Source organism: Bradyrhizobium sp. (assembly GCF_052389815.1).
GTDB lineage: Bacteria > Pseudomonadota > Alphaproteobacteria > Rhizobiales > Xanthobacteraceae > Bradyrhizobium.
The window spans coordinates 1-14,043 of sequence record NZ_JBQTHN010000064.1 but is presented as its reverse complement, the minus strand read 5'-3'; the positions used below and the strand labels follow the sequence as shown (position 1 = coordinate 14,043).

The following is a 14,043-nucleotide window of genomic DNA, read 5'->3' as shown; positions in this document are numbered from 1 at the left end:
GACACCGCCTGGCCGACACCATGGGCGCCAGCAGACCCGCATCGCCTCTCGCGATGCGGCCCCATTGAGACGGCTTCTTGCCGTCCTGGTTCTGCGGCTTGTTCCCGCATCGCCTCTCGCGATGCGGCCCCATTGAGACCCCCTTGTGTATCAAGAGATGCGCACGTACTCCCCGCATCGCCTCTCGCGATGCGGCCCCATTGAGACAGTTGATCGTTGCCGGATTGCCAAGCTTCGAGCCCGCATCGCCTCTCGCGATGCGGCCCCATTGAGACTAGTCCATGACCTCGTTACTGGACTCGTCGGTCCCGCATCGCCTCTCGCGATGCGGCCCCATTGAGACTCTTATTAAATGACATGGCTGGCATTCCTGCCCCCGCATCGCCTCTCGCGATGCGGCCCCATTGAGACGAGAATCGCCGCGGTAATCCAGAACGTCTGGCCCCGCATCGCCTCTCGCGATGCGGCCCCATTGAGACGTCGACTTGGTGGGCGGCAAGGCTCTGACGAGCCCGTATCGCCTCTCGCGATGCGGCCCCATTGAGACTTCTTTGAAGGATCAGGGACGCGGACGCGGGTCCCGCATCGCCTCTCACGATGCGGCCCCATTGAGACTCGTACTTGTCGGTAGCCTCGATAATCTCATCCCCGCATCGCCTCTTGCGATGCGGCCCCATTGAGACCAGCAGGCCCTCGCTTGCTTGAGGATGATGTTCCCGCATCGCCGTTGGCGATGCGGCCCCATTGAGACTTGGCCTTGGCGTCCGGATTGCGATCGACGAACCCGCTTCGCCTCTGGCGATGTGGCCCCATTGAGACCCCCTAACCGTTGGCCTTCGTTTGCGAGTGTGTCCCCGCATTGCCTCTGGCGCGATGCGGGGACAGCTGGGCTGTACGGTCTTGGTCGTCCTGCAAGCTTGCGGGGAACGCTAACGGAATGCTCTCCGGCGTATTGCATGAGCGACCGCGCTGGGCGGTGTCTTCAAATCTGAGGGGTTGGTCACATGGGCGGCACGACGCCGGCCGAATTGGCAAGCGGCTGGGAGCGAATGATCGGGCCAACGACGGCCGTGATCATCGTGCTGTTCGGCTACGTGCTGTTCGAGCCACTGGTGGTCACGCGCATTCCGTTCATCAGGCACAGCGAGATCGTCTTGCTGCGAGTTGCACGCGACCTCTACCAGCTCGACATGTTTCTCTTTCTCGTCGTAACTGTGTTCGGCATCCTGATGCCTGCCGTCAAGCTGCTTGGCACTGCGCTCGCCTGGTATTTCGTTGATCGAAAGATGGCGGCTAGGTTTGCTCCCGCGTTCCTCCTGATCGGCAGGTTGTCGATGATGGACGTGATGCTGCTTGCCGTTCTCGTGGTTGCCATCAAGGGCATTGGTATCGGTTCGGTCGAAGTCAGAGCGGGCCTTTATCTCTATGCGGCGCTGATTCTCGGCTCGCTGGCGCATTCGGTGATCGTTCATCACGTGATCGAGCAGATTTCGAAGCGAAGCGATAGTACCGATTAGCCGGCAGGCGAGGGCGCTGGATGAATATTCTGGGACGTGTCTGGGTTTTCGTGCTGGTGCTCGCGGCTGCTGCAGCAATTGCGCTGGCTATTCGGCAACCTGATTTTAGATGGTCGACAGGCTCGGTCATGATCGGCGACTTGCTGCGCGAACCTGCAAAGTACGACGGGCGCAGCGTCAGGGTCACCGGGATCGTCGCCGATCGCATGGGCATCATGGGGTTCGGTGGTTTCCGATTGAGGGATCCGCTGAACGGCGACGAGATTGCCGTGGTTGTGCCCGGAGGTGGTATGCCGGATAAGGGCAGTGCGATTTTGGTGTCGGGAAAATTCAGGCAGGCATTTGCGATCGGCAAGGTATCGGGAGCAATGATCATTCGCGACCGGTGAATCTGAAGCGGTTTAGGCTGAAATCTCGCATGGCATTGGTTCGGCGCGCACCTGAGATATTGGAAGTTCGCCAGCCAGCACAGCATTCCGCGCACAACCATCATGATTTCGGCTGCCGCCAAGCCGATCAGCCGTCTTGCGGTAGCGTCGGGAGCAACAGTGTAGAAGGGCGCAGCCGCGTGGAACCTTCGCGCTATTGCAGGACAGCTACGATGCGGCGGCGGCCGCGGCCGCGCATAGGACTGGCGCAAAACCACCCCATGACGCTGCGCCAACCGCACCAGCTTCTCGTGCGCCCGATTCGGAGCTTGGGGGCGTCGAATTGAATGCCCGTTGAGCACTGGAGCAGAAGCTCCATCGTGACCGTATGAACCGCCGCCGTCATTTGGACGCGACTTCCTATTCCCGGCGGTGGGTTGGCAGGGTGATCGGCCTACTGCGGAGCACGGTGCGGTTCGCGATAGCTATTGTGAAACGAATCAAACCTGAGACAGCACGAGGCAACATATCGCGTCAGCGCCGCTGTGATCGCCATGTCGGCTGCAAAATGCAGTCGACTTCGGGACACAGGACTGGTACACACGGCTTCCTCGGGCGCACAAGAAATGCCTGATTTTATTGGGTTTCTGTGGCTAGCGCGGCAATCCCTCCCTCTCCGCCACTACACTGTTCTCCTCTGTATCCGATTGTTCGAATCGACAGCAAAAACAACGAGTAGCGTGACGAACGCTGTTGCGGCCAGTACCGCGATGGTACCCCTAGTCACCGCGCAAGCCGTAGTTTTTGACCGTGGGTTCGGAGGATGGATTTCGCGAGGGGGAACACATGGCCGGCAAGCTCAAGCCGCTCGACGTTGAACGCGAAACTCGACCCGGCAAATACCCTGACGGGGACGGCCTCTATCTCATCGTGAAGGGCGCGACGTCGAAGAACTGGATCTATCGATACTGCAAAGGCGGCAAGGAGCGCTGGCTCGGCCTGGGCTCGCTCAAGGATGTGTCGCTAAAGGATGCGCGGCTAGCTCGCGACGCAGCGCGTCTCCGCGTCAAAGGCGATCGCAGCACACCAGGCATCGATATCGTGCAGGAGAAGCGCGCGGCGCGCGAGGAAGCGAAAGCCGTAGAGATTAAGACCTCTCTGCCGACCTTCGAGGAATGTGCCGAAACCTACATCCGCGAACACTGGGCTATCTGGAGCAAGAAGCACCGCAATCAATGGCCATCGTCGCTAAAGCGATACGCTTATCCGACAATCGGAAAACTAACGATCCCAGAAATCAAGCCAAGCCACTTGTATGAATTGCTCAGGCCGATCTGGGTCGAAAAACGCGAGAATGTTTGAAGCCTTTGGGGACGCAACATGGCGCGTACGGTTGTTCAGGATCATCACATTATTCCATTGGATTTCAGTAACAACAGAGTAGTCATCCTGTTAGGTGGACTCTTCGACATTAATGCGCCGACCAACGGGATTTATTTGCCAGCCGATACCGAATTGGCAAGGACGATGGGGCTTTCGCCCCACAATGGCGGTCCATTGGATTCGTACACCAACGGTATCCGGGACTTCCTCAACGAGCTTGGCGAATCTGCCGACTTCACCGCCGCGCCCGCACCGAGGCGACCATGATGGCGCAGGCCGAGCAGCAGATCGCCAAGATCGCCGCGCTCGATCAGCAGATCGCCCAGAAGGACGCCGAGGCGGATAGCATCAAAGCCTCGATCGAGAAGCTGGAGGCCGGACTGCCGTATCTCGCTGACACGGCCGATATTCGCAGGAAGGCGATGCAGATCGAGTTCGGCAATCGGATCGCGCATCTCGATGCCCAGTACAGGCTGAGCGACCAGCGCCACGAACTCGTCACCCAGCGCCGCCGCGCCGTCGAGGTGGAAGCCGCACGGAAAGCGTTGGAGGCGAGCCGCGAGCAGACCCGCGCTGAATATGCGCGCGGCATCGTCACCGATCTTGCCGAGGCTGAGCAGAAGGCAGCACAGACGGCGCAGGAGCTGATCAAGGCTGAGAAGAAAATGCAGGACCAGGTTCTGCCGCGCCCCGATGGACGGCACTATCCAGCAGCGCGCGATTCACACCATCGGCGGGGTGGCGACACCGGCCCAGGCGCTGATGGTCGTGGTTCCGGCCGACGCGAAGATCGAAGTCGAGGCGATGGTGCTCAACAGCGACATCGGCTTCGTCCATGAGGGCGATCCAGTCGAGATCAAAGTCGATACCTTCAACTTCACGAAGTACGGCCTGCTACACGGCAAGGTCGTCATTGTCTCCCGCGATGCCATCGTGCGCGACAAGGTCACCGCGCAGGCAGACGCGCAGCGTCAATCGGGCCAGACCGCGCGCTCCAGCGAGCCGCCCGGGCAAGAGCTGCTCTATTCCGCGCGCGTTGCGCTGGGTGAGACAAGAATGCAGGTCGAGGACCGGATCGTCGATCTTGCGTCGGGCATGGCGGTCACGGCCGAGATCAAGACCGGCCAGCACCGCATCATCGAATACCTGCTGTCGCCGCTCTTGCGGTACAGGCAGGAGAGTTTGAGGGAGAGATGAGCCTCCTGAAAGTTCTGCAAGTTGTATTTCTTTCGTGTTCGCGTCATGTTCGAAACGCATGATCTTCCTCAGGCAGGGATAAGATTTTTCTCTCTCCATTGTTGCAACGAAAATCTGCGTCGGCGCGACATTTGAAGTCGCCTGCGCGGAAAACGATTGTGTGCGGCTTCCAGACGTTTGAATGGGTGCGTTTCGTCATCATCGAATTTGACCGCGCGACAGCGCAAGCTAGCTGACGGCAACGAAGTCCGTTGTTTCAGTGAGCAAAAGGGGACAAAGCCATGTCAATGTCATATTCTTCTTCATCGCCGAAAAGCATGGTCGGCATGGAGAGGCTGATGAAGAAGACAAAAGGTGATTTGAAGACTGCGGCTGTGAGCCCAGCAGGCGAGCGCAAATATTTTCAGCTTGACGTGGATTTCGGGTTTCCGAGCGCGCCGCAACGTATTTGGGTCAACGAAAAAAAGATACGAGAGAATTTTCGGTCGGACCCGCATAAACCTTTTAGAGGACTCACTCTTTCCGAGCCGCCCAAGATCGCGTTCGATCGGAAGAAGCGGCGCGGTGCGCTTCGCGACGCCGATACGATCATGCTTGGCATCTGGCTGGTGTCTGACCGGCTAAAAAATCTGCTTGAGCGCATCGACCCGGAGGCGTTTGCCTTCGAGCGCGCCGAGGTTGATTACAGCAATTTCGACGAGCCGGGGCCCGCCTTCTGGTTCTGCGACATCGTCCGGATGCTGGATTGCGTCGACGAAGAAAATTCCGTCATTCGATACCAAGAAGATATTTCTTGGACAAATTATCTCGCATTGATCGACGTGAGAATGAAGCCCGAGATCGTGGGTGCGGCCCACGCGTTTCGCCTCACGAAGTCGACACTCATCCAAATCGTTGATGACGTCATCGTCAAAGCTGCCAAAGCCGAGAAGATCAGAGGCTTTCGTTTCACGAATATCCAACAAGACTAGCTGAGCCGACAGGGGCGGGATTATGGCAAATGCGGTAATGCAGGCTCACCACGGGCTGCTACAGGACGTTGGAATTCGCAGCGACGTACTTGCAGCGCTCATTGCAGATGGCCGCTTCTCCATCGACGCGCCTGACAATCTTCTGTTCTTGCCCAATGACACCACGCTTGCGCAGGCGAGCGGGACCGTTCGACATGCCGGAAATCACGCGCCTGTCGGAGACGCGCAAAAGGCAATATTTGATGAATTTGGTCGGAGAGACGCAGGGGGCGGTAAGACCTATGCCGATCTGATGGGCGAAAATCCCGCAACCCTAACCGAAGCAGAAAGGACGTTGCGGAGCCAAATCTTCGACCAAGCCGAGGCGCTTGCGGCTGATCTGCGCGACTACACCAACAAGGCGATCATCGATGGTCGTCTCACGCTCACCAAGACCGATCCGAAGTATGCCGGTATGACCGATGCCGCAGCCGACGCCGCGTGGCACGCCGACATCGAGCGGGTGTATGGGTCGGCCGCTGACGGATTTTCAGAATTCCAGACCGAGCGTCAGGCGCTCTCGGCGTTTCGCGCCGAAGACGACGCAATCGAGGCTGCTTGACCTATCTTCGTGACCGCATCGCGAACACGACAACGCTGAAATTTGGAAGGCGCACGTGCATCGCGCAAAACTTAGAGTTGTCATGGAACGTTATGTTGCCTGTCACATCGCTAAATCATAATTTATTTGAGATCGTGTATGTGATGTGACGCAATTTAAGAATGAGTACCGGAGCACCTTCCGACGCGGAGCAAACGGCAGATACCGGACTTGCCTCGCTCACCCTGCTGGTCCGGTTTTTAGGCGTTCCTGCGGCACCGGTTTGGCGCCATTCGATTTGGCGCCGACGAAATCCTGCGCAGCGCCAGGGACCTCGGCCTCAAGGCGCGCAGGGTCGAGAAGAATTGGCAGCGGCTCCCACAAGTCCCGCTTCCGGCGATCGCGGAGCAGCGCGACGGAAGCTTCGTCATCATCGCAAAGATCGCCGACGACAAGGCGCTGGTGCACAACCCGACCACCGGCCGGCCGGAATTGCTGACACGCGAGGCCTTTGAGGCGGTCTGGAGCGGCGCGCTCATCGTGATGACGCGGCGCGCATCGCTCGGCGAACTTGTCAGGCGCTTCGACATCACCTGGTTCCTGCAGGCGATGCACAAGTACCGTGGCCTGCTCAGCGAGGTGCTGATCGTCTCTTTCTTCCTGCAGGTGTTCGCACTGATCTCGCCGCTGTTCTTCCAGGTGGTGATCGACAAGGTGCTGGTGCACCGCGGGCTGACCACGCTCGATGTGCTGGTGGCCGGCCTCATCATCGTCTCCATCTTCGAGAGCGTGCTTGCGGGCTTGCGCACTTACGTGTTTGCCCACACGACGAACCGCATCGACGTCGAGCTCGGGGCGCGGCTGTTTCGTCACCTGATCGCGCTGCCGATCGCCTATTTTGGCGCACGCCGGACCGGCGATTCCGTGGCGCGGGTCCGGGAGCTGGAGAACATCCGCAATTTCCTCACCGGCTCGGCGCTGACGCTCGTCATCGATCTCTTCTTCACGTTCGTTTTTCTCGGCGTGATGTACTACTACTCGCCGCAACTGACCTTGGTCGTGCTCGCGTCATTCCCGTTCTACATCGCGATCTCGGCCGGCGTTACGCCGCTGTTCAAGCGGCGGCTCGACGAGAAATTCGACCGTGGCGCGGAAAACCAGGCCTTCCTGGTCGAGAGCGTCAACGGCGTCGAGACGCTCAAGGCGATGGCGGTCGAGCCGCAGATGCAGCGGCGCTGGGAGGAGCAGCTCGCCGGCTATGTCGCCGCGAGCTTTCGCGTGCTGTCGCTCGGCAACTGGGCGAGCCAAGGCGTGCAGCTCGTCAACAAGCTCGTCACCGCGCTGACGCTTTACCTCGGCGCCTATCTGGTGATCGACGGCAAGCTGACGGTCGGAGAACTCGTCGCCTTCAACATGCTGGCGGGCCGGGTGGCCCAGCCCGTGCTGCGGCTCGCGCAGCTCTGGCAGGACTTTCACCAGGCGCGGCTGTCGATCGCGCGGCTCGGCGACATTCTCAACGCCGTGCCTGAGTCAGCCTACGCGCCGGGGCGCGCCGCACTGCCGCCGATCAAGGGCGCTATCACCATCGAGCACGTTACGTTTCGCTACCGGCTCGATGGACCTGAAGTGCTGCACGACGTCAGCCTTCAGGTGCCGCCCGGACAGGTGGTCGGCATTGTCGGCGCGTCCGGGTCCGGCAAGTCCACGCTGACAAAGTTGGTCCAGCGGCTCTACGTGCCGGAAAGCGGGCGCGTCCTGGTTGACGGCGTCGATCTCGCGCTGGTCGATGTCGCCTGGCTGCGCCGTCAGGTCGGCGTCGTGTTGCAGGAAAACATGCTGTTCAATCGCAGCATTCGCGACAATATCGCGCTGGCCGACCCCGCCATGACGATGGAGCGCGTCGTTACGGCCGCAACGCTCGCCGGTGCCCACGAATTCATCCTGGAGCTGCCGCAGGGCTACGACACCATGGTGGGCGAGCGCGGCATGAGCCTGTCCGGCGGCCAGCGCCAGCGCATCGCGATCGCCCGCGCCCTGGTCGGCGATCCCCGCATTCTCATCTTCGACGAGGCAACCAGCGCGCTCGATTACGAGAGCGAGCGGATCGTTCAGAACAATATGCGCGGCATCGCGCACGGCCGCACCGTGCTGATCATCGCCCATCGCCTCTCCACCGTGCGCTCCGCCCACCGCATTATCACGGTCGATCGCGGTCGGGTGGTGGAGGACGGCAGCCACGACGATTTGATCCGCACAGGCGGCCGCTACGCCAATCTCTACCGGCTGCAGGCAGGCTTGCATGAAGCGGTGTGAACCATCGGAAAAAGAGCGCGCCATGACGGCTGAAGCGGCCTCCGCACCCTCGTCTGCAAAGGTCGTGCCGCTTCGCGTCAAGTGGCGGCGCGACGAATTGGAATTCCTGCCCGCGGCCCTCGAAATCACCGAGACCCCGGCTTCGCCCGTAGGCCGCGCCGCGGCGTTCGCCATCATCGGCTTTTTCGTCATCGCGCTGGTCTGGGCCTGCGTTGGCAAGATCGACATCATCGCGACCGCGCAAGGCAAGGTGGTGCCGACCGGACGCACCAAGACCATCCAGCCGCTGGAAGCCGGCACGATCACGGCGATCCGCGTCGGCGACGGCGACGAGGTGCGCAAAGGCGACGTGCTGGTGGAGATCGACCGCACGGTCTCGACTGCCGAGCGAGCCCGCATTGGGCACGAGTGGCTGCGCGCCCGTCTCGACGTTGCGCGGCTGACGGCGCTGCGCGCCGGATTTGCGGATGCGACCGCCGTCGATTTCGTGCCGCCGCCGGAGGCGCCGCCATACGAGGTGAATCGGACCCGCGCCACCATGCTGGCGCAGGCCGAGCAGCAGGCGGCGAAGATGGCCTCGCTCGAGCAGCAGATTGCACAGAAGGTCGCGGAAGCTGAGGAGATCGCGGCGATGATCGACAAGCTCCAGGCCGGGCTGCCGTTCATCGAGGAGATTGCCGACGTCCGCCAGAAGCTGATGAAGATCGAGTTTGGCAATCGGCTCGCCCATCTGGATGCGCAGCTCAAGCTCAGCGACCAGCGCCGCGATCTCGTCGTCCAGCAGCGCCGCGCGGTCGAGACCGCTGCGGCCAAGGCGGCGCTGGAGGCAAGCCGCGAGCAGACCCGGGCGGAATACCTCCGCGGCGTCATGACCGACCTCGCGGAAGCCGAGCAGAAGGCGGCGCAGCTCGCGGAAGATATCGTCAAAGCCGAGCGCAAGCTGCACGAGCAGGTGTTACGGGCCCCGGTCCGCGGCACGGTACAGCAACTGGCAATCCACACCATCGGGGGCGTCGTGACGCCGGCGCAGCAGCTGATGGTGATCGTGCCGGCCGACAGTCATCTCGAGGCCGAGGCGATGATCGCCAACCGTGACATCGGTTTCGTGAACGCGGGTCAATCCGCCGAGATCAAGATCGATACTTTCAATTTCACCAAGTACGGATTGCTGCACGGCGAAGTGATCACCGTGTCGCAGGATTCCATCATGCGGGAAAAGCCGGCCGATCGCGCCGCCGATCCCTCGCGATCCCGCGCCGCGCTGGCGGAGACCAGCGAGCCGCAAGGCCAGGAACTGGTCTATGCCGCCCGCGTCTCGCTCGACCGCACCGAAATGCAGGTTGAGGACAAGGTGGTGAGGCTCGCGCCCGGCATGGCGGTGACGGTCGAGATCAAGACCGGCCGGCGCCGCATCATCGAATATCTGCTGTCGCCGCTGTTGCGCTACCAGCAGGAGAGTCTGAGGGAGAGGTGAGCGGAAGAGCGTCGTGTGCGTGCGTATCGAGCCCGCAAGGTCCGGGGTATCTGCGGGCCGGGCGGCCAGTGTTTTTCCGTGCCTTTGCAGTGCCTATCGACGACAGAGAATTGCATGAATACGCCTTCGCACCGGACGGTTTACCGCCTCAGCAAGCAGCAACTGGAGCGCATCGACGAATTCGTCGAAAGCCGGATAGCGCGCAACATCCGCATCGCGGAATTGTCGTCCGCCATCAAGATGAGTCCGTCGCATTTCAGTCACCGTTTCAAGAGGACTACGGGAATTTCCCCGCATGCCTTTGTGACGAAACGCAAGATATTGAAGGCGGAGCAGCTGCTGCGGCAGACGAGTTGCACGCTGGAAGAGATTGCGGGGAAGGTAGGGTATTCCAATCTGGGACACTTCAGGCGGCAGTTTCGCAAGTCGCTGGGATATGCCCCGGGTAATTTGCGTGAAGTTGGGGCCGGCAACGTGCTTCGCGGCTCTGCCCCGAAGGCTGTTGTGAAAGTGAACACGTACAGACCGGCCGTGAAGGATTGAGACAGGTCTGTAATCGGCGTTGTCGCCGATTTTTCTTATTCACCGATTTCTGCGTCTGTCCATGAAGCTGCCGCCGGTTGCATTTGTAATTGGTCAGCCGAGGCGAAACGAATCGCAAGAATCGACCTGTTCAACGGAAAGTAGCTAAGACAGGGTGGATTTGTTGTGGGGGAGAGGGACGGCGTGGTCGGACGGGTGCACTGTATGACGCAGCTACCGGACCGATCACCCAGGCCGCCGGGGCGCTGTCGGAACAGGGGTTGCTCTATTCGGGGTGCATTGCGCTCGATGGCACAAAGAAGCAGCGACCACCGTAGTTCATGGATCTGTTATGCGGCGTTCGTGGCGTTTGTTTTTGTCGCGATTGCAGTTCCGTCTACCCGCGCGAATTCGTCCGATACTGTGGCGCAAGAATTACCTGAACTGCGCCATGTCCGAATGTTACCGGCCCCGAATTTGGTCGACGCCTCTGGCATGTTTCGATCCGGAATCTCAAACCTGACTTGGAGCCCGGACGGAAAATACCAGTTCGAATTCCTTCGTTATTCGTGCTCTGGACCTTGCGACAGACCGACATCCAGGAAGTTCGAATGATCTATCCGACGTTATTCTTCAAGCATCTCAGGGTCGGCCGCGCGATACGCGATTACCCGCTTTACGACGTCCCAAACAAGCAAGAAGAGAGGACGCTCGATGAGGCTCGCGTGCAAGAAAACTTCGATTACTTCATGCAGGTACGGTTCGATCGGCTGGCGTTCTTGCAGGGCTGGTTGCGAGAAAACTTTGGCGTGCGGTTGCCGCTCAACGGTGATGGCCTACTTGCACTGACCGCCTGGATCAACGCTTATGGTGGTGGTCTCATCGGAGACTTTCCCCGCATCGCCATTATCTTTGCGAGCTATCAGCCGATCTGGGTGGGCGAATATATCGGCTGCAACGTGATGGTCGACATCGGAATTTTCCTCGGCGAATACCTGATCGCTAAGCGTCCTCAACTCCACTGGGAAATCTACCGCGGGTATTTGGACGAAGATCGAGAGCTGACTGGACCGAATTTGAAGCGTCCGCAACTCGGGGGGTTTCCGCGCGGTTGGGGAGTCGATGTCTTTGGCTTGGGTTACGGCGCGGTTGTGGAAGCGCGCCAGATGGCTCATGTCGGACATGATCCGCTCGTCGGCGATCGAGACGGATTGATCAAGCACTGCAAAGCGAAACTTCACCTGGCCAATGTGCCGGATGACGGCACGCCATTTGTTGTTGGGGACTATAGCAATGAGCCAATCTGATGTTCTTGGAAAGGCCGCAGTAGGCGGAGGTTTCGCTTTCTATTCCTACGGAACAAGGATCATCATCAATAATCCTTGGACCGATATTCGTTGGGCGTTTTACGAAGGGCCGATTGCTCGAGCAGGCGGTGCTAGCCCGGCTTTATCGACCTTTCTCACGGAAGGTGGCGTCAGTTTTAATTCAAAAATGTACCCCATGGCCCCTGGCTCCACCCCGGGAGTTAAGGGGACGGCCTCGGTCAATATAGCCAACCACGCTGCTGCCATTCGGCAGGAGGTCAACAATATTAGGGCCTCGCGGTCCGTTTTTGGAGACATCGTCACCAAGAAGGTTTCGCCCGGTATGACGAACGCTGCGGGCAAGCCAAGAAATCTGGATATCGGATATCAGACGCGAAGCTTTCTGTACGGAGCGACGAACAACTACGTCGAAGTCAAGACCGGATATGTCGACTTTAAGGGCAACAAGGGTGGAACGGCCGCGGTCCAGGCCAAAGCCGACGTAGCGAATTTGGCTAAACTGAATTCGCAGGTCTCCGGTATCCGGAAGTTTGGCCAGGGCTTGCGAATAGGTGGTGTTGGCCTCGGCGTCGCCGGATTTGGTTACGACGCCTACCAAACATATGGCGACATCAACCGGAAGTTGTCGGCGGGCAACATGAACGGCGCCGGACTTTCCGCCGCGCAGTTCGTAGGCCGCCAAGGCGGCGGTCTAGCTTTTGGCGCCGCCGGAACCTTGGGCGGAGTCGCAGTCGGCGCGGCGTTGTTCGGAGGTGCGGGAGCGGTGAGCGGATCGATTGTCCCGGGCATCGGCACGCTCGCGCTCGGCGTGGCTGGCGGCATTATGGGCGGAATCGCTGGCGCGATCTTTGGCGAAGCTGCGATGCAGCGCTTGTACAAGGAATTGGTAGGATCTCAAATGGGCCCGCGGATTACGGCTCCAGGGAAAGGGGCCGAAAGCGGCGGCATCAATCCGGCCTCAGGGCCAACACCACATCCCGATGACTTTGAACGTTCGTCCGGAGCGGGAGGTTTCGACGACCGAAGCTGGGCCTACGAACCCGCTCTGTTTTATGGCACGGATGGTTATAGCCCACTGAATGGCCCATTCGGCGGCATGCATATTGGCAGTTGGTGGAGCATGGCGCGCGATTACGGCGCTCGGGGCACGCCATTCGGAGATACCTTGACCGACCCGTCAAGGCTTCCGGATGTCAACGTAGACGCTCCCGACAAACTTGGCTCCAATACCTCCCATGATATCGACACGGCGTCGGCCAAGCCACGAGTTCTCGATCTGGGCGCACCGCTCCTTGCAGCGTATGGTCCTGGGTATTGGAAGCTAGTGCTCATCGGGGCAGCCGGGAACGCCGCTCTGCGCAACATTGCAAGCGGGCTGATAAATTCCAGTTTGGGCTCCATAGGGCAACCTCCTTCCAGTTTCCTTGTCGAGGTGCTTGGATACGGCGCAGCATCTGCTGCTTCGTCTCCAGTACTGCTCGACCTGTCCGGCCAAGGCATCAACATCACCCAGCTGTTGTCGTCGAACACCTGGTTCGACACGGCAGGAGACGGCTATCAGCACCGCACCGCCTGGGCGGGCGCGGGCAGCGGCGTGCTCGTTTACGACACCAACGGGGACGGCAAGATCACCCAGGCGAACCAGATCAACTTCACATTGTGGGATCCGACAGCAACGTCGGACATGCAGGCGCTGCTCGACGTGTTCGACACCAATCACAACGGGAAGCTCGATGCTGGCGATGTGAATTTCCTGAAGTTCAAGGTGCTCGTCACCAATGCCGACGGCACGCAGACGCTGAGTTCGCTGAGCGAACTCGGCATTGTCTCAATCAATTTGATTGAGAATGCCGCGTCCATCACGTTCCCCGATGGATCCTCCATCGATGGGAAGGCCACCTTTACCCGTACAGACAACACGACGGGCGAGGCGGCGACCGTGACGCTTGCAAGCGACGCGCAGGGCTACAAGATCAATCGATCCGTCATCCACAACATCGACGGCTCGACCACGATCGATGTTAAGGCAGTAAATCCCGACGGAAGCCTGGCCAGCGAAACGGTCACGACGACGAGCGCTGACGGAAAGTCACGGACCTTGATGTTCGACGATAATGCCGACGGCGTGGTTGACCGAATTCAAACGGTTGACGCCTCGACCGCCGCCAATGGCGCGGTCAAGGAGACCGTGTCGAATTATCGGGGCGCAAGTCTTCCCACAGCCTACCTTATCGACAGGACGGTGACGACGACAACGTCGGGCGTGTCGGTAGCGCGTGATCTGTCGCCTGTTTGTAGCTCGTGAAGTGTCGTGTTTTTGGTGCCCCAGAACAAAGGGGGCACGATGGGCACGGCATCCATTCACGAGGGTGTACGACGGATGCGATTTT

At 60.0% G+C, this 14,043-nt stretch carries 12 protein-coding genes, 1 pseudogene and 1 CRISPR repeat array; all 13 genes and pseudogenes read left to right on the top strand.

Annotation, left to right across the window (positions count from 1 at the left end; genetic code table 11):
- Positions 1 to 35: 35 nt before the first annotated feature.
- Positions 36 to 819: direct repeats of the CRISPR family, unit length 36 nt; unit sequence CCCGCATCGCCTCTCGCGATGCGGCCCCATTGAGAC.
- 185 nt (positions 820 to 1,004) lie between these two features.
- The 13 genes and pseudogenes from ACT4OC_RS11180 (at position 1,005) to ACT4OC_RS11120 (ending at position 13,958) form a co-directional block, all read left to right on the top strand.
- Complete coding sequence (locus ACT4OC_RS11180) at positions 1,005 to 1,517, top strand: paraquat-inducible protein A (protein ID WP_444839047.1); 513 nt, start codon at positions 1,005 to 1,007, stop codon at positions 1,515 to 1,517.
- 20 nt (positions 1,518 to 1,537) lie between these two features.
- Positions 1,538 to 1,906, top strand: a complete 369-nt coding sequence (locus ACT4OC_RS11175; protein ID WP_444839046.1) for a hypothetical protein — start codon at positions 1,538 to 1,540, stop codon at positions 1,904 to 1,906.
- An 825-nt stretch (positions 1,907 to 2,731) separates the two neighbouring features.
- Positions 2,732 to 3,247: a tyrosine-type recombinase/integrase gene (locus ACT4OC_RS11170; RefSeq protein ID WP_444839045.1), complete on the top strand. Its 516-nt coding sequence runs from the start codon at positions 2,732 to 2,734 to the stop codon at positions 3,245 to 3,247.
- A gap of 18 nt (positions 3,248 to 3,265) precedes the next feature.
- Complete coding sequence (locus tag ACT4OC_RS11165) at positions 3,266 to 3,535, top strand: AHH domain-containing protein (protein WP_444839044.1); 270 nt, start codon at positions 3,266 to 3,268, stop codon at positions 3,533 to 3,535.
- Complete coding sequence (locus tag ACT4OC_RS11160; protein WP_444839043.1) at positions 3,532 to 4,107, top strand: hypothetical protein; 576 nt, start codon at positions 3,532 to 3,534, stop codon at positions 4,105 to 4,107. Before ACT4OC_RS11165 ends, ACT4OC_RS11160 begins: the two co-directional genes overlap by 4 nt.
- Positions 4,007 to 4,465 (top strand): HlyD family efflux transporter periplasmic adaptor subunit, encoded by a 459-nt coding sequence (locus tag ACT4OC_RS11155; protein WP_444839042.1) that lies wholly within the window; start codon positions 4,007 to 4,009, stop codon positions 4,463 to 4,465. Before ACT4OC_RS11160 ends, ACT4OC_RS11155 begins: the two co-directional genes overlap by 101 nt.
- 338 nt (positions 4,466 to 4,803) lie before the next feature.
- Positions 4,804 to 5,436 carry an imm11 family protein gene (locus ACT4OC_RS11150; protein WP_444839041.1) on the top strand — a complete coding sequence of 211 codons (633 nt, stop codon included), beginning with the start codon at positions 4,804 to 4,806 and terminating at the stop codon, positions 5,434 to 5,436.
- 22 nt (positions 5,437 to 5,458) lie between these two features.
- Positions 5,459 to 6,037, top strand: a complete 579-nt coding sequence (locus ACT4OC_RS11145; protein ID WP_444839040.1) for a hypothetical protein — start codon at positions 5,459 to 5,461, stop codon at positions 6,035 to 6,037.
- 161 nt (positions 6,038 to 6,198) lie between these two features.
- Positions 6,199 to 8,329 (top strand): annotated as a pseudogene (locus ACT4OC_RS11140) (type I secretion system permease/ATPase).
- A gap of 22 nt (positions 8,330 to 8,351) precedes the next feature.
- The gene (locus ACT4OC_RS11135; protein WP_444839039.1) at positions 8,352 to 9,803 is read left to right on the top strand and encodes an HlyD family type I secretion periplasmic adaptor subunit; all 1,452 of its coding nucleotides are present in this window, start codon (positions 8,352 to 8,354) and stop codon (positions 9,801 to 9,803) included.
- Between the two features lie 114 nt (positions 9,804 to 9,917).
- Positions 9,918 to 10,346, top strand: a complete 429-nt coding sequence (locus ACT4OC_RS11130) for a helix-turn-helix domain-containing protein (RefSeq protein ID WP_444839038.1) — start codon at positions 9,918 to 9,920, stop codon at positions 10,344 to 10,346.
- Positions 10,347 to 10,936: 590 nt separating this feature from the next.
- Positions 10,937 to 11,632, top strand: a complete 696-nt coding sequence (locus ACT4OC_RS11125; protein WP_444839037.1) for a hypothetical protein — start codon at positions 10,937 to 10,939, stop codon at positions 11,630 to 11,632.
- The gene (locus ACT4OC_RS11120) at positions 11,619 to 13,958 is read left to right on the top strand and encodes a hypothetical protein (protein WP_444839036.1); all 2,340 of its coding nucleotides are present in this window, start codon (positions 11,619 to 11,621) and stop codon (positions 13,956 to 13,958) included. Before ACT4OC_RS11125 ends, ACT4OC_RS11120 begins: the two co-directional genes overlap by 14 nt.
- Positions 13,959 to 14,043: the final 85 nt, after the last annotated feature.

Excerpts from the sequence above, each read along its gene's own strand:
- ACT4OC_RS11180 (WP_444839047.1), top strand. The coding sequence starts at position 1,005 with ATGGGCGGCACGACGCCGGCCGAATTGGCAAGCGGCTGGGAGCGAATG.
- ACT4OC_RS11120 (WP_444839036.1), top strand. The coding sequence starts at position 11,619 with ATGAGCCAATCTGATGTTCTTGGAAAGGCCGCAGTAGGCGGAGGTTTC.
- ACT4OC_RS11175 (WP_444839046.1), top strand. The coding sequence starts at position 1,538 with ATGAATATTCTGGGACGTGTCTGGGTTTTCGTGCTGGTGCTCGCGGCT.
- ACT4OC_RS11165 (WP_444839044.1), top strand. The coding sequence starts at position 3,266 with ATGGCGCGTACGGTTGTTCAGGATCATCACATTATTCCATTGGATTTC.
- ACT4OC_RS11130 (WP_444839038.1), top strand. The coding sequence starts at position 9,918 with ATGAATACGCCTTCGCACCGGACGGTTTACCGCCTCAGCAAGCAGCAA.
- ACT4OC_RS11125 (WP_444839037.1), top strand. The coding sequence starts at position 10,937 with ATGATCTATCCGACGTTATTCTTCAAGCATCTCAGGGTCGGCCGCGCG.
- ACT4OC_RS11150 (WP_444839041.1), top strand. The coding sequence starts at position 4,804 with ATGAAGAAGACAAAAGGTGATTTGAAGACTGCGGCTGTGAGCCCAGCA.
- ACT4OC_RS11160 (WP_444839043.1), top strand. The coding sequence starts at position 3,532 with ATGATGGCGCAGGCCGAGCAGCAGATCGCCAAGATCGCCGCGCTCGAT.
- ACT4OC_RS11170 (WP_444839045.1), top strand. The coding sequence starts at position 2,732 with ATGGCCGGCAAGCTCAAGCCGCTCGACGTTGAACGCGAAACTCGACCC.
- ACT4OC_RS11145 (WP_444839040.1), top strand. The coding sequence starts at position 5,459 with ATGGCAAATGCGGTAATGCAGGCTCACCACGGGCTGCTACAGGACGTT.
- ACT4OC_RS11135 (WP_444839039.1), top strand. The coding sequence starts at position 8,352 with ATGACGGCTGAAGCGGCCTCCGCACCCTCGTCTGCAAAGGTCGTGCCG.